Source organism: Janthinobacterium fluminis (genome assembly GCF_028595325.1).
In the GTDB taxonomy this organism is placed as follows: domain Bacteria; phylum Pseudomonadota; class Gammaproteobacteria; order Burkholderiales; family Burkholderiaceae_D; genus Janthinobacterium; species Janthinobacterium fluminis.
The window spans coordinates 125669-147631 of the sequence record NZ_JAQQXR010000004.1 but is presented as its reverse complement, the minus strand read 5'-3'; the positions used below and the strand labels follow the sequence as shown (position 1 = coordinate 147631).

Genomic DNA, 21963 nt, shown 5'->3' with positions numbered 1-21963 from the left:
GCGGCTCCCTTCGCTTAGTACGACATGGCGGCTGTCAGGAAAACGCCTTTTCCGCGCGCGTCGCCGCTGAGCCGGGCGCGGTACTGCAAGGTGATGTCGATGTAGGAGCGCGGCGCCGTGTAGGCGTCGGCGCGGAACCAGTGGCGCAGCGTCAGGCCGGGGCCGATGCCGGCCGCGTTGCGCCTGTCGTAGGCCGAGTTGTGGTCGAAGGCCAGCACCAGGTGCGGGTACAGCACGGTGTGCGGCAGGCCGGCGGAAAAACGGTAGGTGCGGCCGAACTGGGCCGACAGTGCGGCATAGTTTTGCGGCTGGGCGACGTAGTGGCCCAGCTCGACCGACACCTGGGTGGTGCGCCAGCTGGACGCGTCGGCGCGCAGGTCGCCGCCGGCGCCGTAGAAGTAACTGGCCTGCGCCAGCCAGTCGGCGCGGGTGGCGGCGCCCAGCGGGATCAGGCGCGACAGCGAAAAGAACAGGTTGCTTTCGCCGAAGGGCTTGACGCGGGCGCCGGCCGAGCCCTGTAGCGTGGCGCCGCCGCTGCGCTCGCCGGCGCTGCTGCGCAGCGTCGCGTAGGCGCGCGCGAACAGTTCGAACTGTCGGCCGTTGTGCGAGCCGAACGGCCGCCAGTAGGCTTCCGCGCCGGCCTGCACGCCGTCGTTGCTGGTGTCGGCGGCGCCGGCGGCGATGCCGCGCAGCGCGGTGGCGCCGCGGTAGCTGAGCGCGGCGAACACGCCCCAGTTGCGCGACAGTTCGGCGACGGCGCGGCGCACGGCGAAGCGCTGCGCCGCGTCCAGCTCCAGCTTGCCGTCGCGGGCGGCGTCGCCGCTGCGCATGAAATAGGCGATGGCGGCGTCGTTGCGGCCGGCGCGGATGGCCGCGTAGGCGGCGTCCTGCAGCGCGCCGGCGGGCAGCAGGGCTTGCGCGTCGGCGCGCTCGAAGTGCCGCAGCGCGCCGGCGCCGTCGCCGGCGCCGGCGGCCAGGTAGGCGATCTCGACGTCGCTGTGGCCAGCCAGCTGGTTCTTGTCGAGCGCCTCGGCCAGCCGCGCCGACGCTTGCGCCGGCTGCCCCAGCTCCACCAGCAGGGCGATTTCGGCGGCCGGCCCCAGCGTGCGCAGCCGCGCGGCGGCCTGGAAGTCGGCGCGCGCGGCGTCGTGCCGGCCCAGGCGTTTGCGCAATTGGCCGCGCTGCATCAGCAGTGCCGCGTCGGCGTCGTCGCCGCCCAGCAGCGTGCCCGCCAGCGCCTCCGCCTCGCTGTCCTGGCGCTCGGCCTGCAGCGCCGCCAGCAGCACCAGCTGGTAGTCGCGCCGTCCCGGCGAGGCGGCGACGGCCTGGCGCGCCTGGCCCAGCGCGGCGGCGTACTGGCGCGCGGCGATGGCGATGTAGGCGTCGCTGGCGAAGGCGTAGCCGGGGTCGCGCGGCGGGCCGCCCGGCAGCAGCGTGCAGACCTGGCCGTACGGCGTGGTGCGGCAGTCGAGTTCCGGCACCGGCATGCTGGCCAGCGGGCCTGGCGCGGCGGCGTCGGGCCGCGCCAGCGCGGCGCGCGCCGCCAGCAGCCGGCTTTGCGCCGCTTCGCCCTCCTTGCCGCCGTAGGGCGCCAGCAGGGCGATGGCGCGCTGCGGCTGGCCGGCGGCGAGGGCGGCGTCGGCGCCAATCAAGGCGATGCTGCGCGCGGCGCCGCTGTTCAAGCCCGGCTGCTTCAGCGCCCGCTCGAAGTCGGCCTGCGCCTCGGCGCCGCGGCCGGCGCGCTGGTGCAGATAGCCGCGCATGGCCAGCAGCGCGCTGTCGTTGTCGTCCAGCGCCAGCGCGGCGCTGGCCGCCAGTTGCGCCTCGTCCCACAATTCGGCGCGGGCCAGCACCTGCAACAGCAGCAGGCGGTAGGCCACCAGCTCGGGCGCCAGCGCCACCGCCTTGCGCGCCGCCAGCGCGGCCGCGGTCAGGTCCTGGCGTTCCATCGCCCGGTAGGTGTCGGCCACCGGCTGCTCGGCCAGGCGCAGGCGGATCGGTTCGCGCCGCGCCGCCAACTCCCCTTCCGGGTCGGGCACGGCGGCCAGCGCCGCGTCGAGGGCGGCGGCGGCCTGCTCGAAGTGGGCGCCGGCCATCAGGGTGTTCACCAGCAGCAGGCGGTAGGCGCTGCTGGCCGGCGCCAGCGCGACGGCGCTGCGCGCGCTGGCCGCCGCCGCGTCGAAGTCGCCGTTGTTATAGGCTTTGTAAGCGAGGTCGGCCGCCTGGAAGGCTGGATTGCGCGGCGCGGCCGCGACTGCGGCCGGCGCGGCGCCGCCCTTGGCGCCGGGGCGGGCGCCGGCGGCCCTGTGCGCCTCGCGTTGCGCCGCCAGCGCGTTGGCCAGCAGCGTGTGCAGGCTGGCCACGTCCGGGCGCAGGCGCAGCGCCTCGCGCGCCTGCGCCACGGCCGTGGCGTACTGGCCGCCGTCGTAGGCGCGGTAGGCTTGCTGGGCGAGCCGGTGGGCGGGACCGCTCAGCGGCAGTTCCAGCGCCCGGTCCTGGGCGCCGGCGGCCGCCGCGGCCAGCAGCGCCAGGGCGGGGAGGGCGCGGCGCGCCTTCATGGCGCCCCCGCCGACGGTCCCTGGGCGCGCCGCTCATGCGCGGCCTGTTCGAGCGCGCTGCGCAAAATGGCGCCGCAGCCGACCAGGTAGTCGCCGATGCGGCCGTGCTGCTCGGCGCGGTAGGGGTGCAGCAGCGCCGCGGCGACTTCCCGCTGCAGCAAGCCTTTTTCTATCAGGTAGTCGCCCAGCGGCGCGGCGCCGCCGGCGCCGCCGCGTTCGTGGCCGCGCAGCAGGCGCAGGCCGGCGGCGATTTCGCTGTCGCGCACGATGCACAGGGCCGGCGCGCGGCCGAAGGCGTCGCGCAGCTCGGCCACGGCGGCGTCGGGCGGCGCGGCGCCGGCCGCCACCAGCGGCGCGCCGGCGGCGTCGGCGCCGACGCACAGCACGCGGTGGCGCGCGCACAGCGCGGCCGGCAGGCGCGCCGCGTGGGCGCGCACGAGGGCCGCGCCGGCCTGGCCGCGCGGCAGGTCCGTCTGGCAGGCCAGCGCCTCGGCCAGCGTTTCCTCGTCGAAGCCGCCGCCGGCGACGAGGATGTGGCCGAGCGGCTGGCGGTTGCGGCTTTGCTCGTCCAGCGCGCGCTGCAACTCGTCCTCGGAAATGCTTTGCCAGGCGCGCAGCAGCTCGCCGAGGCGGGCGCGCTGCTGCAGCAATTGCGCGCCGCTGGGGAAGTCGTGCATGGTCTTGTCCCAGGCCAGGCGCTTGCCCAGGAACAGGTAGGAGAGGAACAGTTTCCAGGCCCGCATCGAGGCCATGAAGTTGACGAAATTTCCCACCACCACGCGCGGCACCGACAGCAGGCCGTGCTCCCAGCCGTACAGCTTGGTGACGAAATAGGCGCGCTGGGCCAGGCGCAGCCCGAAGGCGGCCAGGTTGATCCACAGCAGGTAGAGCAGCCAGCCGTTGTCGGCGTACAGCAGCGGATAGTAGACGGTCCAGTAGCCGTTCAGCCGCGCCACGTAGAAAGCCAGAAATTGCAGCGCCAGCACATAGGAAAACACGCCGATGAGGGTGGTGACGATGCATTTGCGGTCGTGCAGCAGCAGGTAGCGGCAGGCGAAGGAACCCTTCCATTCGATCTGTTCCCAGCCCTGCAGGCCGATGCCCAGCGACCAGCGGGCGCGCTGGCGGTAGGCCGCGCGGAAGGTGTCGGGGAAGAATTCCTGCACCGACAGCGGCAGTTGCAGGGTCACTTCGCGCGGGCTACCCAGGCCGAACCAGCGCCTGCGCCGCACCTGGCAGGGTACGGGGAAGGAGACGAAGATCGAGCGCAGCCCCATGCGCGCCAGGCGCGCGCCGATGTCGTAGTCCTCCGTCAGGCTGCCCGTGTTGAAGGGCTGGTTGCCGGTGTCGGCGGCCAGCGCCAGCAGCGCGCGGCGCGAGAAGCAGGTGCCGACGCCGGCCGAGGGCACCATGCCGGCCGCGCTTTCGCGCACCACCATGTCCTTGCTGTGGCATTCGGCGAATTCGTCCATGTAAGTGCCGGCCACCAGCTCGTACCAGTGGCGCGGCAGCGAGGCCACCGGCAGCTGGATCATGTCCTTGCGCGGCAGCAGGTAGTTAAACAGGCGCAGCTCCAGCGGGTGCAGCACGTCCTCGCTGTCGTGCAGCACGACGCCGGCGAACTGCATGTCGTTTTGCTGCTCGTGCAGGAAGATCGCCTGCACCACCCAGTTCAGGCAGTCGGCCTTGCAGGTGGGGCCGTCGTGCGGCACCTCGACCCGGCGCAATTGCCGGTAGCGCCGGCGCATGCGCTCGACCTCGGCGATGGTGGCGGCGTCGTTGGCGTAGGTGCCGACGAAGACCAGGTAGTGGCGGTAGTCGAGCACGTTGACCATGTTCTCGATCATCTTGGCGATGACGTCGTATTCGAGCCAGGCCGGCACCATGATGGCGATGGGCTGCTCGGCGCGCTCGCTTAGCTGCTGCGGCGTCAGCGGCGCCGGCCGCCGCGCCGCCGTGCCGCGCCGGTACAGCCGCCGGCTCCAGTACCACAGGTCGATCAGCAGGTCGTCGACGCTGGAGAGCAGGATCAGCACGGCGACGACGACGGCGACCCGCTCGGTCAGCGCGAAGTAGTCGGCGGCGAGGAAGGGCCAGTTCAAGCCGGGCATCACGATGCGGCTCCGGTGGCGCGGGCGTGGCGGCGGCGCACGTGGCTGGCCAGCACCAGCAGGCCGATGAACAGCGTCACCAGCGCGCAGGGGACCAGCCACCAGACGGCGCCGCGCCACCAGGCCGGCAAGCCTTCGGCGATCAGGCGGGCGCTGGCGGCGCCGTCGACGTCCAGTTCGGCGACGACGCCGTTCTGGTCCAGCAGCGCCAGGTCGCCGTGGGTCAGCGCGAAGGGCTTGCTAAATTGCGGCGCGCGCGCGCTGATGCTGCGGTACAGCACGCCGGGCTGGCCGCCGATGCGCGTCACTTCGAGCACGCCGACGCGTTCGGCGGCGGCGTCGGCGCGGCCGCGCTGGCCGTAGGCGGTCCGCAGCAGGCCGGCGCCGTCCGGCCCGTGGGCGCCGGCAGGCGCCAGGTCGAAGGCGAGGAAGGGGCCGTCGGGGCTGGCCGGGCCCTCGTCGCTGACGAGCATGGTCGCCTCGGCCGGCGCGATGCCGACCACCTCGGCGACGTAGATGACGCGCGTCAGGCTGGCCGTCGCGTCGCCCAGGTAGCGGCGCGGCAGGATCAGGCTGGCATGGGCGGAAAAGCGCGTCATCATGCCGGTGAAGTCGTCGGCCGGCTCCTTGCGGCGGAACAGGATATGGCTGGTCGGCAGCACGCTGAGCGGCGCGCCGCGCGCCGCGTCGGCGCAGTCGCTGTCGGCGTCGGGCCGCTGGAACACCACCCGCAGCGTGTTCTTCGGCAGTTGCGCGTAGTGGGGAATGGCGACGGCGATGTGCTGGGCCTTGCCGTCGGCGCTGATGCGCTGCGAGCCCAGCAGGATGTCGTTGAGCAGCACGGCCGCCGTCAGCGTCTGGCGGTTCGCCAGCGGCGCCGCCGCCACGTCGAGCACGGCCCGCGTCGCCGAGCGCCCGTGCGCGAAGCCGGCCAGGTCGAAGCCGATCTGCCACTCGGCGCGGCCGGCGACGTCGAAGCTGCCGACATAGCCGCCCAACTGGGCCACCGGCAGCGCCAGGACGGCCGCGCCGTTGTCGGCGGCGCGCGCGCCGGCGCCGCCGGGCCGCTGCGGCAGCGCGGCGGCGCGCCAGGCGTCGTCGAACAGGCCGGCGGCGCGCGCCCCGGCGGCGGCGCCGAGCACGATCAGCGGCCGGCCGGCGAAGCGCGCCAGGCGCACCTCGTGGGCCTCGGCCGGGCGCAGCGCGGCGGCGCCGCGCTCCTGCCACTGGCGCAAGGCGGCGGCGCCGCCCGGCACGCCGGCCAGCTCGGCGCGCAGCGCGTCCAGCGCGGCCAGCATGCGCGCGCGCAGCGCCGCGTCGGCGACGACGACGTCGGCTTGCAGCGGGCCGGCGGCGCCCAGCGCCAGCAGCGCGCCGATTTCGGCGGCGTCCTGCAGCGTGTGGCGGCCGCCGCCGGCCAGCGCGCCGAAGGCCGGGATGGCGCGCAGGCCGGGCGGCACGACGGTGGCGTCCAGGTCGATCTGCTCGCCCGGCTGCGGCAGCGCCAGCACGGCCGGGCGCCGCCCCGAGCGCGCCAGCGCGACGCCGATGCGCCAGGCGCTGTCGTAGCTGGGCGCGGCCAGGGTCTTGCCTGCCGTCAGGATCCGCGGCGCCGCCGGCAGCGCGCCCCAGGCCGTGGCCAGGTCGCGGATCGCCGCGCTGTCGTAGCGGTAGCTCAGCTGCGTGGCCGGGTCGATGTGCAGCGCGTTGCCGGCCGCGTTCAGCTCGGCGCAGCGGGCCGCCGGCGCGACGGACGACCACTGCACGCCGAGCCGCACGACGCCGCCCGGACGGGGCGCGCCGTCCACGCCCAGCTCGGCGCCGGCGTCGCCGCGCGCCTGCGTCAGCGCGCGCGCCGACACGGCGTTGTCGTCGAGCGCGAGCACGAGGCGGGTGGCGGCCGGCTCCGTCAGCACATAATTGGCGTGGAAGCGGATGCTGGCGTCGCTGAGGGCCAGGCCGGCCGGCACCGGCAGGTACAGCTCGCGGCGGCTGTCGCGCGCCTTCAACACGATGGGCGCGCTCACGCCCAGTTGCGCCAGCGTCACCGTGCGCAGCACGGCGCTGTCGGCGTCGAGGCCGGCGACGGCGTCGGCGGCCGTGGTGGCGCACAGGGCCGTGCCGGCCGGCGCCAGCGCGGCGGCGGCCAGCAGGGCGCGCCAGCGGCGCAAACGGCCGGCGCGCGTGGCCGCGGCGGAGGAGGGCGGATGCATGGCGCGTTTCCTGTGGTTCAGCGCAGCTGCGGCGCGAATTCGGCCAGCGGCCGGCCCAGCAGCGCCGCGACGATGCGTTCGCAGGCCCGGCCGTCGCCATAAGGATTGCCGGCGCGGGCGACGCGCAGGGCGGCCCAGGCGCGCTCGTCGTCGTACAGCCGCGCCACCTCGGCCTCGATGCGGGCGGCGTCGGTGCCGACCAGGCGCACCGTGCCGGCGGCGACGGCCTCGGGCCGCTCGGTGACGTCGCGCATCACCAGCACCGGCTTGCCCAGCGCCGGCGCCTCTTCCTGGACGCCGCCGGAGTCGCTGAGAATGACGTGGGCGCGCTGCATCAGGCGGACGAACAGGAAGTAGTCGAGCGGCTCGATCAGTTGCACATTGGGCAGGTTCGACAGGGCCGCCAGCACCGGCGCCTGGACGTTCGGGTTCAGGTGCACGGGATAGACGATCTGCATGTCGGCGCGGCGGGCCAGCGCCGCCAGCGCCGCGCAAATTTGCTGGAAGCCGGCGCCGAAATTTTCGCGCCGGTGGCCGGTGACGACCAGCAGCTTGCGGCCCGCCTGGGGCGGCGGCAACTGCTCGTCGAGCCAGTCGCGCAGGCGCGCGTCGGCGGCGATGTGCTGCACGGCCAGGTCGAGCGCGTCGATGACGGTGTTGCCGGTGACGAGGATGCGCCCGCCCAGGTTTTCCTTCAGCAAATTCGCCTTGGCGCCGGCCGTGGGCGCGAACAGCAGGTCGCTGACGGCGTCGGCGACGCGGCGGTTCATTTCCTCGGGCCAGGGCTGGGCCATGTCCTGCGTGCGCAGGCCGGCCTCGACGTGGCCGACGGGAATGCCGCGGTGGAAGGCGGCGACGGCGCTGACCATGGCCGTCGTCGTGTCGCCGTGGACCAGCACGCGGTCGGGCCGGACCGCGTCGAGCACGGGGTCGAGGGCGCCGAGCAGGCGCGCGCCCAGGCCGTTCAAGGTCTGGCTCGGCTGCATCAGGTCGAGGTCGTGCTCGGGCTCGATATTGAACAGTTCCAGCACCTGGCGCAGCATGCTGCGGTGCTGGCCGGTGACGCAAACGCTGGCCTCGACGGCCGGCGAGGCGGCCAGCATGCGCGCCAGCGGCGCCATTTTCACGGCTTCCGGGCGGGTGCCGAAAATGGAAAGGATTTTCATCAGGGTTTCTCCCGGAAATCCCGCCATCCGGGGCGGGGGGTGAAAGGGCGCCCGCGCGCCTGGGCGCGGGTCTGTCCAGCGAAGAGGAAACGGTACGGAATACTGCGGGCTGCGGCGTGGTGCATGATAGTCGTGCCAATGCTGCGTAAGTGCTGCTCGCCGCGCAAGTGCGGCGCTACCTGGGTCGTCCACGCCGTTCAACGGGGCGTATGCCGGCAAGCAATGGGCATTGCGGCGAACACGGCGCTCGCGGCCTTCCGTCTTGGCAAACGGCGATGCGAAAAAGCTTGTCTCAAAAACATCATATGTGTTTTCGGATAACCAACGATTGACGATGCGCAGAGATACAACGGGTGGCGCCGCCCGCACCGGTGGCGCCACGGCGCCCTCAAGGGGCGTTCAGGGCAGGGCGCTGGGCGAAGTCCAGGTGTAGCCGAGGGCGCTGATGGCCAGGATCAGCGTCTTGAAATCCTGCAGTGCCGGCAGGTTCAAGCTGGGTTCGAGCAGGAAGGGATGGTAAAAGAAGGAGGCGAAACCATCCCTGACGGCCAGCGCGTACTGGGCGTTGGTGTAGATGTCCTGCCAGCTGTAGACGTCGCTTGAGTCGGGAAAGAGGGCACTCAAGTCGTAGGCGATATTGCCGAGGTTCTCGGGGAGGATTTTTTGCCCGTAATGATCCTTGAGTATGATGTAGGGGAAGAATTGGCCGGCCGAAAAATCCCTGCCCTGGGCGGCGTTGAAATCGGGCGTGTCCGCCGTGTAGTAGACGGCACGGTGATAGGTTTTCGGGTAGATGGCCGGCGTCGCCCGCATGCTCAGCGCCGAACCCTGGTAATGCGGCGTCTCCCAGGCCACCGGGGTGTAGCCGTGCGCCAGCAAGTCATTCATGCCGGCCTGGATGCGCCCCGCCGCGTACGCCAGCGAATCCTCGGGCAGGGGGGTGTTGTGGACGAAGTCCCAGAATTCCAGATCGTCGCCGGTGACCGCCGAGTGCGGGTTGGGGACGTTCGAATACTGGTGCGTGTAGCCGTGCTGGACCACCTCCCCCCTGCGGCTGATTGCATAGTTGAGCGCCGTTTGCAGATTGCTCGCCTGCGACAGCGGTATCGTCCGGGGCACGCCGCCGTTGTATCGGCCCAGCGGGTCCATATACAGGGGAATCGCCGCCAGGGAGAAGGGAATATGGCGGCGGTACAGGAAGTCGCTGAGTTTTTTCACGTTCGCCGGGTTGACCAGCGCGTCGATGTCTTCCAGCCTGACCATCGCCTTGTGGCTTTGCGGATGGTCGATGTCGAGAATGTCGTGCAAGACGTCGGCCAGCACCAGGTAGCGGTCGCGCGGGCCGATGTAGGTGAAGGGCATGTCGGCGAAGTACCACAGGTGCTTGGCGCGTGTCAGGTAGGGGATCTGTTCGCCGGTGCCGCTGTTTTTGACGGGAACGACGCTGCTCGCCTTGAGCGTGTCGACTATCTCCATCACGCCCACTTCCGGGTCGGCGTTAATCGTGCCGGTGCTGCTGTTGTACTTGTAGTACTTGACGAAGTCGCGGTTCTTGTAGCGCACCGTGTCGAAGAAGCCCGGTGCGGGATTGGTGCTGGTCGGCGCCGCGTTCAAGCCGCGCAGGCCGGTAAACGTCATGCCGAAATTGCTGGTGAAGTTGTAGGCGCCGTTCCAGGCAAGTTGCCAAATGTTGGAGCGGAACCAGACCACGGTTTTGCTGGTCGTCGTGACGTCCTGCAGGAAGGCCGCCGGCAAGGGATTGTCGTAGTTGGAGCCAATATAAAATATGCTGGTGTAATTCTCGGTTTGCCCCGCCACATAATTTTGCACCGGCATTTCGACCACCGTGCCGGCGAAATGCCCGAGCAGGTTTTTTAGCATGATGGTGTAAATCAGGCCGAGTTTCTCGTAGTCGCCGCCTGGCGGCGCGTCATACAGGATCAGGGCATTCATGGTGGTGCTGGCGTAGGCATTTCCGCCAAGGCAGAATAGCAGGCCGAGCATGATTGATGCTAATGCCGATAAAAAACGTTGCATGATATCTTCCTAAGACATAAGAGTAAAAACCCGTTCATTTCGCCTTGCCAATGCAGACGTGGTAAGGGGCTCAGCAAATAGCCGTGCCGGCGGGCGTCAATTGTCGTCTGGCGTCGGCGCGTCATTGGCGCTCTCGTCCCTGTTGCCATTGACCTTGTTCCGGATGGCGTTGCTTTGCTTTTTGGTGAGGCGGGCGCGCATTTCTGCCGGTTCTCCGGGTTTTGCCACAATAGTCTGGCTGGCCACCGGGCGGCGCGGCGGCGCGACGGTGGCGGCGCGCGCCAGTTCCATCCAGCCGATCAGGGCCAGCGTGCAGGCGGCGTAGGCCGGAATCGCCCGGCGGCGTGGTAAATAGAATCGCATATTCAACTCCATATCAAGGATGGTGTGATAATATTTTCGGCGAAGAATACGTATCCATGCCGGAAATATTTCCTGGCGAACTGATATTCAAGGCGGACGGTAGTCGTTGCTTGAATAGTTAATATTAGATGGGGCGCCGCGGTAGCGAATTGAGCAAGCACAAAGCAATTATGAGAATTGCAATTGCGTGAAATGGCGGGTATTTTATTTTGGCGGCTGCGGTATTATTGATCAGCTCGCCGTAAAATATGATGGGGATTTAATGCCGGGTACGTTTTGGGGAATGCCGCGTGCCTGGCGGCGCGGCAATTCCGGTGGCGCGGGCTGGCCCCGCGCCACCCGGTTTGCCGCTACGGCAGACTCCGCCCCAGCTTCAGCGTCGCCGCCACATTGCGCGCGGCGCTGCGCACATTCACGGCCGCCGCGGCCAGCGCGTCGGCGACGCTGCAGGGCCGGCTGACGGCGCCGAAGACGGCGTCGATGCCGTGGGCGTGGACGGCGGCGGCGCTGGCGGCCAGGCAGCCGGCGATGGCAATCACGGGCTTGCCGTGGCGTAGCGCGGCGCGGGCCACGCCGATCGGCGTCTTGCCGTGGATGGTCTGGCTGTCGATGCGGCCCTCGCCGGTGACGATCAGGTCGGCCGTCGCCACCGCCGCGTCGAGGCCGACGGCGTCGTTGACGATGTCGGTGCCGGGGCGCAGCCGCCCGCCGAGGAAGGCCAGCATCGCGGCGGCGGCGCCGCCGCCGGCGCCGGCGCCGGGCACGGCGACGATGTTGACGCCGCAATCGCGGGCGATGATGGCGGCGTAATGGCGCAGATTGGCGTCGAGTTGCGCCACCATGCCGGCATCGGCGCCTTTTTGCGGCCCGAACACGGCCGACGCCCCCTGCGGCCCGCACAGGGGATTGCTGACGTCGCAGGCAACGTCGATCCGGCAGGCGGCGATGCGCGGGTCGAGCCCGGCGACGTCGATGCGCCGCAGCCGCGCCAGCTCGGCGCCGCCCGGTCCCAGCTCGGCGCCGTCGCCGTCGAGCAGGCGCACGCCCAGCGCCTGGGCGATGCCGGCGCCGCCGTCGTTGGTGGCGCTGCCGCCCACGCCCAGCACGAAGCGGCGGGCGCCGGCGTCGAGGGCGGCACGGATCAGCTCGCCGGTGCCATAACTGCTGGTGCGCAGCGGGTTGCGGCGCGCCGGCGGCAGCAGCGCCAGCCCGCTGGCGGCGGCCATCTCGATGACGGCGATGGCCGCGCCGCCCGTCAGGCCGTAAAACGCCGCCACCGGCTCGCCCAGCGGTCCGGCAACGCTGAGCTCGACGCGGCGCCCGGCCATGGCGTCGATCAGCGCCTGCACGGTGCCCTCGCCGCCGTCGGCCAGCGGCATCTTGACGTAGCGGGCGTCGGGGAAGACTTCGCGAAAGCCCGCCTCGATTTCGGCGGCGACCTGCAAGGCCGTCAGGCTTTCCTTGTAGGAGTCGGGCGCAATCAGAATTTCCATGGATATCTTTCTCGGTTCAAAGCGGCCGGCGCCGCATCAGCGGTTGACGACCTTGGCCGGCACGCGCTGCACCAGCACGGCGCCGACCAGCATGACGCTCGACAGGATATATAGTGCCAGATCGGTGCTGCCGGTGGCGTCCTTGATCCAGCCGACCAGGAAGGGGCTGACGAAGCCGGCGATCTGGCCGAGCGAGTTGATCAGCGCCAGGCCGGCGGCCGCCGCGGCGCTGCCGAGGAAGGCCGAGGGCAGGGGCCAGAACATCGGCAGGCTGGTCAAGGCGCCCATCGTCGCCAGCGTCAGGCCGAGCATGACGACGAGGGGATTGCTGGAAAACTTGGCGGCCAGCAGCAGGCCGCACAGGCCCATCAGCATCGGCACGCACAAATGCCAGCGCCGTTCGCCGCGCCGGTCGGCCGAGCGGCCGACCCAGACCATGAACACGCCTGCGGCCAGGTAGGGAAGGGCGCTGAGCCAGCCTATCGTGGCCGGATCGCGGAAACCCAGCGACTTGATGATGGACGGCAGCCAGAAATTGATGGCGTAGACACCCATTTGTATGCAGAAGTAGATGGTGCCCAGCATCCAGACGCTGCCGTTGCGCAGCACGCTGGCGAAGCTCTGTCCGCTGTCGCTGACGGCCAGGCGCTTCTTCTCGTCCTCGGCCAGCGCGCCCTGCATCAGGGTTTTCTCGTCAGCCGTCAGCCAGCCGGCCTGGGCGATGCTGTCGTTCAGGTAGAAATACACCATGACGCCCAGCGCCACGGTCGGCAAGCCTTGCAGCAGGTACAACCACTGCCAGCCGGCCAGGCCGCCCTGTCCGGCGGCGAAATGCTGCAGCATCCAGCCCGACAGCGGGCCGCCGACCAGGCCGGAGACGGGGATGGCCGACATGAACAGCGCCATCACCTTGCCGCGCCGCTCGGCCGGGAACCAGTGCGTGAAATACAGCACGATACCGGGGAAGAAGCCGGCCTCGGCGACGCCGGTGAAAAAGCGCAGCACATAGAAGGCGCTCGGCGTGGTGACGAACATCAGGCTGGCCGAGAGCGTCCCCCAGGCCAGCATCATCGTCGTGATCCAGCGCCGCGCGCCTATCCTGTGCAGCATCAGGTTGCTGGGCACGCCGCTGAGCACATAGCCGATGAAGAAGATGCCGGCGCCCAGGCCGTAGACGGTGTCGCTGAGTTTCAGGGCGTCGAGCATTTCCAGCTTGGCGAAGCCGACGTTGACGCGGTCCAGGTAGTTGAACAGGTAGCAGACGAAGATGAAGGGTATCAGCTTCCATGTGGCCTTTTTATAGGCCCGGTCCAGGATCGCCGCGGCGGAGCCGGGCGCGCCGGCGGCCCCGCCGCGTGGCGCTTGCGCGTGTTGGGTCATGCTTGTCTCCTTTATGTATGTTGTATGAGCATTATCTGGAAACGGCGGCGAAAAATCTTCGTTCAGATGCACCAGGGGCGCGCCGGCGCCGCCATCGTTTATTGGGCATATGCACAATGGATGGCGGCGCCACGGTTGGCTGGAGCATGGTTTTTTGTCGCTTGGCACAAAGAGGCGGATCGGCTACAGTGGCTGGCGCGCGCCTGCGCGACCCTCAGGAGATGCGGCGAAATGTACGTCCTTAATTCGGCACTGGCGCAAGATATCGTTAACCGGACGATGAAGATCATCCCCTTCAACGTCAACGTGATGGATGCCAACGGCACCATCCTGGCCAGCGGCGACCCGTCGCGGATCGGCGAACTGCACGCCGGCGCCTTGCTCGCCCTGGCGAAAAAATTGACGGTCGAGGTCGATGCGGCGACGGCGAAAAACCTGCACGGCGCCCGGCCCGGCGTGAACCTGCCGCTCACCATCAACGGCAAGCTGTGCGGCGCGATCGGTTTGAGCGGCGCGCCCGAGCGGGTGCGCCAGTTCGGCGAGCTGGTGCGGCTGACGGCGGAAATGATACTGGAGCAGGCCAGCCTGAGCAATGAGCTGCAGCGCGACACGCGCTACCGCGAGGCGCTGCTGCTGAACCTGATCAAATCCGACCGCGGCGCCCAGGCCGGCCTGGAGGCGTGGGCGCTGCGGCTGGGCGTGGATTTGCGACGCACGCAGATGGTGTTCCTGCTGGAACTGGACGACGGCGACCTGCCGACGGATTTGGCGCTGGCGGAAATCCAGCGCATCCAGTCTAGCGTGCTGGCGCGGCAACCGGCGGCGCTGACGGCCACGCTGGGGCCGCGCGACATGCTCATCCTGGACGCCTACGACGCCAGCGGCGTCAAGCGGACCGACGAGGCGCTGCGCGAGCGCCGCCTGCAGGGCGTCGCGGCGCTGCTGCGCGAAGAGTGCCGGCACGCGTTCCGGCTGACGATGGGCATCGCCCTGCCGGGCATCGACAGCGTGGCCATTTCCTACCAGAGCGCGGCGACGACGGCGCGCGTCGGGCGCCAGCGCGATCCGCAGCGGCGCGTGCTCAGCTACTACGAGCTGGCGCTGCCGGTGCTGCTGTCGGAGCTGGGGCGCGGTTGGCAGGCCCAGCAGCTGCGCCTGCCGATGCTGCAATTGCAGGCGCGCGACAAGAACGGCATGGTACTGCGGCGCACGCTGGACGCCTGGTTCGCCCACGACGGCCATCCGGCCGCCACCGCCGCCGCCCTGCACATCCACCGCAACACGCTCGACTACCGGCTGCGCCGCATCGGCGCGGTGACCGGGCTCGACCTGGCGCGCACGGAAGACCGCATCCTGCTCTATGTCGCCGCGCTGCTGCAGCCCTGAGGCCGGCGCCCCGGCTAGCCGCGCTCGTACAGGCCGATCAGCTCGGCCCGCTCGATGATATGGCCCTGCATCGCCTGCTCCAGCTGCGCCTTGGTCGCCTTGACCAGCGTGGGCAGCATGCGGTCGAGCGCATACAGCTTGTGGACATAGCGATGCCGGCCGATAGGCGGGCAGGGGCCGCCGTAGCCGCTTTGCTGCCAGTCGTTGATGCCTTCGCCGCTGCCCGGCGGAAAATCCTCGCCGTGCAAACCCTCGGGCAGGCCGCTGGCGCCGCCCGGCAGGTTGTACAGCACCCAGTGCACCCAGGTGCGTTGCGGCGCCGCCGGGTCGGGCGCGTCGGGATCGTCGACGATGAGCGCCAGGCTTTTCGCCGCCGGCGGCACGCCCGACCACGCCAGCGGCGGCGAAATATTCGCGCCGTCGCAAGTGTAGCGGGCCGGGATGGCGGCGCCGGCGGCGAAGGCCGGCGAAGTGAGGGACAGGGTCATGGCGCGGCTCTCCTTTCCAGTGGCGGCGGGCGGGACGCCGGGGGCGAACGCCGGGGGCGCCGCGCCGCTTCACCCGATTCGACCGGATCATGGCGTGAAAGTTGCAGGTTTTTTTCCAGGCAGACAGCCATTCGGCGCGCTTCTGGGCGGCCCTTGAGTGGCCTCAACGCGGCAAGGTAAACCGGCTCGGCGCGCGCCGCTTTCTCATATGCTGGGGAGATGAAGCCGTTGTGAGAGGTTCGCCCCATGTCTGCCAACCGCTACCTGTTTGCCCTTCTCCTCCTGGCGCTGGCCGCCTGCTCCGAGTCCGAGCACTTTGCCGGCCAGGAACCGGCCGCGCCCATGGCCCTGGCCGCGGCGCCGCGTGCGGCCGCGCCCAGCGTCGAACTGCCCAGCTTCGTCAACCTCGTCAGGCAGGAAGGGCAGGCCGTGGTCAACATCAGTTCCGTGCAGACGATACGCGACGGCACCAGCGACTTCCCGGCGCTGCCCGACGACGACCCCTTCTACGAATTTTTCCGCCGCTTCATGCCGCCGTCCGGGCCGCGCCAATTCCAGGCGCAGAGCCTGGGCTCGGGCTTCATCATCAGCCCCGACGGCTACATCCTGACGAACGCCCACGTCGTCGACAACACCGACGAAGTCACCGTCAGGCTGACCAACAAGCGCGAATTCAAGGCCAAGGTGATCGGCGCCGATACCCGCACCGACGTCGCGCTGATCAAGATCAGCGCCGAGGGCCTGCCGGTCGTGCCCATCGGCGACCCGGCCCGGCTCGAAGTGGGCGAGTGGGTGGCCGCCATCGGCGCGCCGTTCGGCTTCGAAAACAGCGTCACGGCCGGCATCGTCAGCGCCAAGGGGCGCGCGCTGCCCGACGGCAGCTTCGTGCCCTTCATCCAGACCGACGTCGCCCTCAACCCCGGCAACTCGGGCGGGCCGCTGTTCAATATGCGCGGCGAGGTCGTCGGCGTCAACTCGCAAATCTACAGCCGCACCGGCGGCTTCATGGGGCTGTCCTTCGCCATTCCCATCGACGTGGCGATGGACGTCGTCAAGCAACTGCGCGGCTCCGGCAAGGTCCGGCGCGGGCGCATCGGCGTGCAAGTGCAGGAAATGTCGGCCGACCTGGCCGCCTCCTTCGGCCTGAAGGACGTCACCGGCGCCCTCGTCGGCATGGTCGAGAAAAACGGCCCGGCCGAGAAGGCCGGCATCCGTCCCGGCGACGTCATCCTCAGCTTCGACGGCCGGCCCGTGCCCACCTCGTCCGACCTGGCGCGCATGGTCGCCGAATCGCGCCCGGGCAGCACGGTCGCGCTGCGCTACTGGCGCAAGGGCCAGGTCGCCAGCGTCAACGCGAAGGTCGAGGAATTGCTGCCCGAGCGGGGCAGCAGCAGCGCCGGCGCATCCGTGCCGGAGGCCGAGGCCGTCCAGTCCAACGCGGCCGGGCTGCAGTTGAGCGACCTGAGCGCCGAGCAGCGGGCGCGCCTGAAAACGACGGACGGCGTGCTGGTGCGCGGCGCCACCGGGCCGGCCCTGCGCGCCGGCATACAGACCGGCGACATCATCCTGGCGCTGAACCAGCAGCCCGTGCACAGCGCCGCCGCGCTGGAAAAACAGTTGGAGAATGTCGCGGGGCAGACCGTGGCCCTGCTGGTGCGGCGCGGGCCGGCGACGGTCTACGTGCCGCTGCGCATGCGCTGACCGGCGCCGGCGCGGCGCGGCGCGGCGTGCGGCGGCGGATGGCCGCGGCCCCGCCCCGACCATGCCTTCTGAAAATGGCTTATTTCTTCAACTGCAGGCGCACGGCGTTGCCGAAGCCGGCATAGCTTGACACCAGCACCTGCTCGCCGGCGCGCAGGCCCGACAGCACCTCGATCTGGCCATTATTGCGCCGCCCCGTCTTCAGCGGCCGTTTTTCCGCGTCGATGCCGTTGGCGGCGACGACGAAGACCCAGGCGCCTCCGCTGTCCGTGACGAACGGCGCGTTCGGCAGCAACAGCGCCGGCTTCGGCTCGCCCAGCGTGATCTGCGCATCGATACTCTGGCCGGGATTCAGCGTCGCCGCCTGCGCCCGGGTGAACACCAGCTCGACGGAAAAACGCCCGTCCTTAATTTGCGGATAGACCCGGCTGACCTCGATCGGATAATCCTGGCCATCCTGCTTGACTCGGCCGCGGCGTCCGACGGCGATGCGGTTCAAATAATACTCGTCGACCTGGGCGCTGAGCTTGAACCTGGCCGGATCGTCGATGCGGCCGATATGCTGGTCCGTCTTCACCGTCTCGCCGATCTGCAGCTTGAAATCCGTCAGGCGGCCGGCCACCGGCGCGCGCACCACCAGCGCCTCGACCGTGGCCCTGACCAACGTCAGGCCCGTCTCGATATTCCTGATCGCGCTCTCCATCTTGCGCACGGCGTCGAGCTTGACGCCGGCCTCGGTCGTATGGCGCAACTTCTCCTCGCCGAGCACATGGCGCTTCTGTTCGAGCGCGTCGGCCGACTCCTCCAGCGCCACCGGCGAAATGAAACCCCGCGCCGCCAACTGCACATTGCGGGCATGCTGCTTCTGCGCCTGGGCCACACCGAACGCCAGATCGGACAGGCGCCGCTGGTGGTCCGTATAAGCGGCCTCGAAACCGACGCGCAGATTCGACAGATTCGAAATCTGCTGCGTGTGCTCGGACTGGCGCTGCAACAACTCCAGATTGCGCTGCGGGTTGGAAATGCGGAACAGCACATCGCCTTGCCGGACGACGGCGCCGTCGTGGACGAAGACCTCCTCGACGCGGCCGGCCTCAACCGAATCGAGTATCACCGAATGCAAGGCCTCGGCCTTCGAGCGCACCACAATATCATCGAGGAAAATGCCGTTCTCGACGGTGGCGATGCGCACATCGGCGGCCGGCACCTGCAGACCGCGCGGCAGCAACTGCCACAGACCGAATACCGCCAGCGCGGCCAGCGCGGCGGCGGCGCCGGCGGCGGCGACCGTCTTGCCGCGGCGCCTGGGCACGATCACATCCATCGCGGCGCCGGTGACGGCCGATTGCGGATTCAAAGCTTTCATATGACTCACATCAAGGTTACGGACCAAGCAACCTATGCAAATTCCGTGCCAGAGCTGGCGGGGCGTGCCCGCCGGCGGCCTGTCCGCGAATGGACAAAGCCACTGTCCATATCCGGACAACAACAATGGGGTCAGGTCTAGACATGGCGGTTTTACTTGCGCACTCAAGTAAAACCGCCATGTCTAGACCTGACCCCAGGGGGAAGCAACTATTGGGGGAGCCAGCGCATGGTGTCGCTGTCGCCCAGCAGGTAGTCGCGGTTGAGGTCGATCGCTTCGCGCAGGTAGTGCCACAGGGCGCTGACGCGGGCGATGTGCCGCCGTTCGCTCGGGGATACCATCCAGAAGCTGCGCACGAGGTCGATTTCGGCGTCGAGCACGGCGACCAGATCGCGCTCTTGCTGCGCCAGGAAGCAGGGCAGGATGGCCAGCCCCCGTCCGCGCCGCGCCGCCTGGTATTGGGCCGTGATGCTGGTGCTGCGGAAGGCCGGCCGCGCCCCCGGCGCCACCTTGTCGATGTAGCGCAGTTCGGCGCTGAAGAGGAGGTCGTCGACGTAGCCCATCAGCGGGTGGCCGGCCAGGTCGGCCAGCGCGCCGATCGGCGCGTGGCTCGCCAGGTAGGCTGGCGTCGCGTACAGCTTGAGCCGGTAGTCCGCCAGTTTGGTGACGACGTAGGGGCCGGATTGCGGCCGTTCGATGGAGATGACGACGTCGGCCTCGCGTTTCGACAGGCTGACGAAGCGCGGCACGGCGATCAGGTCGACGCCGATGTGCGGGTGGCGCTCGCAGAAGTGGGCCAGTTGCGGCGCCAGCACGTAGGCGCCGAAGCCTTCGGTGGCGCCCAGCCGCACCTGGCCCGACAGCAGGCGGTTGTGCTCGCCCAGTTCGGCCGTCGCCGCGTAGACGGTGCTTTCGATGTTTTCCGCGTATTCCATCAGGCGCTGGCCTTCCGGCGTCAGTTGGTGGCCGCCGTTGTGGCGGTCGAACAGCTGGGTGCCCACTTGTTCCTCGAATTTGCGGATGCGCCGCGATACCGTCGAGTGGTCTATGCCGAGTTTTTTCGCGGCGTCGACGAGGCCCTGGCTGCGCGTCAGTTCGAGGAAGATCCGCATATTGTCCCAATCCAGCATGCCCGCCCCTTTGTTGTGCATTTTTGCAAAGGAATTATGCATTAATTTGTGTTGAGTAGGTATTTTTGCCGATGCAGAATGCGATATGGTCGCCCCGCGTCCGTCCGCCGCGCATGCCGGCGGCACTTCTTTTTTGGAGAGTGGTATGAATCAGGCTTTGTTGCAGGTCCCCGCCATTGCGCTGCATATCGGCGGCCAGCGCGTGCCCTCGGCCAGCGCCGCGTGGCGCGATGTCGTCAATCCGGCCACCCAGGAGGTGCTCGCCCGCGTGCCCTTCGCCACGGCCGCCGAGGTGGAGCGCGCCGTCGCCGTCGCCGCCGAGGCCTTCCGCGGCTGGCGCCAGACGCCGCTGGCGCAGCGCATGCGCATCATGTTGCGGTATCAGCAGTTGATACGCGAGAATGTCGGCGCGCTGGCCGCGCTGATCACGCGCGAGCACGGCAAGACGCTGCCGGACGCCGAGGGCGAGGTGATGCGCGGCCTCGAAGTGGTCGAGCACGCTTGTTCGATCGCCACGCTGCAGCTCGGCGAGATCGCCGAAAACGCCGCCAGCGGCGTCGACGTGTACGCCATCCAGCAGCCGCTGGGCGTGGGCGTGGGCATCACGGCCTTCAATTTCCCCGTCATGCTGCCGTGCTTCATGTTCCCGGTCGCCATAGCCAGCGGCAATACCTTCGTGCTCAAGCCCTCCGAGCAGGCGCCGTCGGCGACCATGTTGCTCGTCGAGCTGGCCTACGAGGCGGGCTTGCCGCCCGGCGTGCTCAACGTTGTCCACGGCGGCGCCGACGCCGTCGACATCCTGTGCCAGCATCCTGACGTCAAGGCCGTCTCCTTCATCGGCTCGACCCGGGTCGGCACCCACGTTTACCGCCGCGCCAGCGAGGCCGGCAAGCGGGCCCAGGCGATGATGGGGGCGAAGAACCATTGCGTCGTGCTGCCGGACGCCCACCGCGAGCAGGCGATCAATAATCTGGTCGGCGCCGCGTTCGGCGCCGCCGGCCAGCGCTGCATGGCCAATTCCGTGGCCATCCTGGTCGGCGCGGCGCGCGACTGGCTGCCCGACATCGTCGCCCGCGCGCGGGCCCTGAAGGTCGGTCCCGGCAGCGACCGCGGCGCCGACCTGGGGCCGATGGTGTCGCGGGCGGCGAAGGAGCGCACGGAGCAGTTGATACAGGCCGGCGTCGACGGCGGCGCCAGCTTGCTGCTGGACGGGCGCGGCTGCCGCGTCGACGGCTATGCCGAGGGCAATTTCGTCGGGCCGACCATCTTCGCCGACGTCACGGCCGAGATGCTCGTCTACCGCGAGGAAATCTTCGGCCCCGTCCTGTGCGTCGTCGCCGCCGCCACGCTGGAGCAGGCGATCGCCTTCATCAACGCCAATCCGAACGGCAACGGCACGGCCATCTTCACGGCGTCGGGCTGGGCCGCGCGCAAGTTCCAGAACGAGGTCGACGTCGGCCAGGTGGGCATCAATGTCGCGCTGCCCGTGCCGGTCGCGTATTTCAGCTTCACGGGCTCGCGGGCCTCGAAGCTGGGCGACCTGGGGCCGAACGGCAGGCAGGCGCTGCAATTCTGGACGCAGACGAAGACCGTCACGGCGCGCTGGTTCGCGCCCGATGCGCTGGGTGGCAAGCCCAACACGACGATGGCGCTGCAATGAGGGCCGGCGCGGCGGCGGCCGACGTGGTGTTTATCGGCCTGGGCAATATGGGCATGCCGATGGCCTTGAACCTGGTGCGCAGCGGCGCCACGGTGGCCGGTTTCGACTTGCAGAGCGATAGCGTGGCGCGCTTCGTGGCCGCCGGCGGCAGCACGGCGGACGGGCGCGGCGGCGCCGTCGCGGCGGCGCGCGTCGTCTTCACGATGTTGCCGGCCGGCGAGCATGTGCTGGCCGCCTATCTGGGCGAGGATGGCATCCTGGCGCATGCGCGGCCCGATGTGCTGCTGGTCGATTGCTCGACCATCGCACCGGCGGCGGCGCGCACGGTCGCGCAGGCGGCCGCGCAGCGCGGTCTGGCGATGCTCGACGCGCCCGTCTCGGGCGGCACGGCCGGCGCCGCCGCCGCCGCGCTGACCTTCATGGTCGGCGGCGACGCCGACGCGTTGGCGCGGGCGCGCCCGTATCTGGAGGCGATGGGCAAGGCGGTGTTCCACGCCGGCGGGCCAGGCAGCGGCCAGGCCGTGAAAATCTGTAATAACATGTTGCTCGGGATCTTGATGATCGGCACCAGCGAGGCGCTGCGCCTGGGCATCGCCAACGGCCTGGACCCGAAGGTGGTATCGGCCATCATGGCGCACAGTTCCGGCCGTAACTGGGCCTTGGAGGCCTACAACCCTTGTCCCGGCGTGGCCGAGAACGTGCCGGCCGCGCGCGGCTACACGGGCGGTTTCGGCGTCGACCTGATGTTGAAGGACCTCGGCCTGGCGCTCGACAGCGCGGCGGCCGGCGACGTCAGCGTGCCGCTGGGCACGCTGGCGCACGGCCTGTATGCGCGCCACAGCGGGGCGGGCGCCGGCGGCCTGGACTTCTCCAGCATCTTCGCGCCGCGCGGCGCGCCGGGTTGACGCCCC

Annotated in this window: 15 protein-coding genes; 4 read left to right on the top strand and 11 right to left on the bottom strand. The window is 69.7% G+C overall.

Annotated elements, in window-relative coordinates; genetic code table 11:
• Positions 1-14: 14 nt before the first annotated feature.
• From OIK44_RS11875 to OIK44_RS11840, 8 genes are all read right to left on the bottom strand, one after another.
• Entirely contained in the window at positions 15-2558 is a 2544-nt protein-coding gene (locus OIK44_RS11875) for an NfrA family protein (protein ID WP_273670965.1), read from the bottom strand.
• A complete protein-coding gene (locus OIK44_RS11870) occupies positions 2555-4669 on the bottom strand; it encodes a glycosyl transferase family protein (protein WP_273671248.1) in 2115 nt (704 codons plus the stop codon). Before OIK44_RS11870 ends, OIK44_RS11875 begins: the two co-directional genes overlap by 4 nt.
• Entirely contained in the window at positions 4669-6882 is a 2214-nt protein-coding gene (locus OIK44_RS11865; RefSeq protein WP_273670964.1) for a cellulose synthase, read from the bottom strand. Before OIK44_RS11865 ends, OIK44_RS11870 begins: the two co-directional genes overlap by 1 nt.
• A gap of 17 nt (positions 6883-6899) precedes the next feature.
• Positions 6900-8048 carry a non-hydrolyzing UDP-N-acetylglucosamine 2-epimerase gene (gene wecB, locus OIK44_RS11860; RefSeq protein ID WP_273670963.1) on the bottom strand — a complete coding sequence of 383 codons (1149 nt, stop codon included), beginning with the start codon at positions 8046-8048 and terminating at the stop codon, positions 6900-6902.
• 399 nt (positions 8049-8447) lie between these two features.
• A complete protein-coding gene (locus OIK44_RS11855; RefSeq protein ID WP_273670962.1) occupies positions 8448-10085 on the bottom strand; it encodes a DUF2334 domain-containing protein in 1638 nt (545 codons plus the stop codon).
• A gap of 96 nt (positions 10086-10181) precedes the next feature.
• Positions 10182-10460 carry a hypothetical protein gene (locus tag OIK44_RS11850; RefSeq protein ID WP_273670961.1) on the bottom strand — a complete coding sequence of 93 codons (279 nt, stop codon included), beginning with the start codon at positions 10458-10460 and terminating at the stop codon, positions 10182-10184.
• 338 nt (positions 10461-10798) lie between these two features.
• Complete coding sequence (locus OIK44_RS11845; protein ID WP_273670960.1) at positions 10799-11941, bottom strand: glycerate kinase; 1143 nt, start codon at positions 11939-11941, stop codon at positions 10799-10801.
• Between the two features lie 36 nt (positions 11942-11977).
• A complete protein-coding gene (locus OIK44_RS11840) occupies positions 11978-13321 on the bottom strand; it encodes an MFS transporter (protein WP_273670959.1) in 1344 nt (447 codons plus the stop codon).
• Positions 13322-13552: 231 nt separating this feature from the next.
• On the opposite strand from OIK44_RS11840, the gene OIK44_RS11835 reads away from it, so the two are divergent.
• Entirely contained in the window at positions 13553-14707 is a 1155-nt protein-coding gene (locus OIK44_RS11835) for a sugar diacid recognition domain-containing protein (protein ID WP_273670958.1), read from the top strand.
• 14 nt (positions 14708-14721) lie between these two features.
• On the opposite strand, the gene OIK44_RS11830 is transcribed toward OIK44_RS11835, so the two are convergent.
• A complete protein-coding gene (locus tag OIK44_RS11830) occupies positions 14722-15195 on the bottom strand; it encodes a YbhB/YbcL family Raf kinase inhibitor-like protein (RefSeq protein ID WP_273670957.1) in 474 nt (157 codons plus the stop codon).
• A 246-nt stretch (positions 15196-15441) separates the two neighbouring features.
• Here OIK44_RS11830 and OIK44_RS11825 point away from each other — a divergent pair, with 246 nt between their 5' ends.
• Positions 15442-16896 (top strand): DegQ family serine endoprotease, encoded by a 1455-nt coding sequence (locus OIK44_RS11825; RefSeq protein WP_273670956.1) that lies wholly within the window; start codon positions 15442-15444, stop codon positions 16894-16896.
• 79 nt (positions 16897-16975) lie between these two features.
• Here OIK44_RS11825 and OIK44_RS11820 read toward each other — a convergent pair whose 3' ends face one another.
• Entirely contained in the window at positions 16976-18262 is a 1287-nt protein-coding gene (locus OIK44_RS11820; protein WP_273670955.1) for an efflux RND transporter periplasmic adaptor subunit, read from the bottom strand.
• Between the two features lie 209 nt (positions 18263-18471).
• Positions 18472-19392 (bottom strand): LysR family transcriptional regulator, encoded by a 921-nt coding sequence (locus OIK44_RS11815; protein ID WP_273670954.1) that lies wholly within the window; start codon positions 19390-19392, stop codon positions 18472-18474.
• 145 nt (positions 19393-19537) lie between these two features.
• Here OIK44_RS11815 and OIK44_RS11810 point away from each other — a divergent pair, with 145 nt between their 5' ends.
• Positions 19538-21052 (top strand): CoA-acylating methylmalonate-semialdehyde dehydrogenase, encoded by a 1515-nt coding sequence (locus OIK44_RS11810; RefSeq protein WP_273670953.1) that lies wholly within the window; start codon positions 19538-19540, stop codon positions 21050-21052.
• The gene (mmsB, locus tag OIK44_RS11805) at positions 21049-21957 is read left to right on the top strand and encodes a 3-hydroxyisobutyrate dehydrogenase (protein WP_273670952.1); all 909 of its coding nucleotides are present in this window, start codon (positions 21049-21051) and stop codon (positions 21955-21957) included. Before OIK44_RS11810 ends, mmsB begins: the two co-directional genes overlap by 4 nt.
• The last annotated feature ends 6 nt before the right edge of the window (positions 21958-21963 follow it).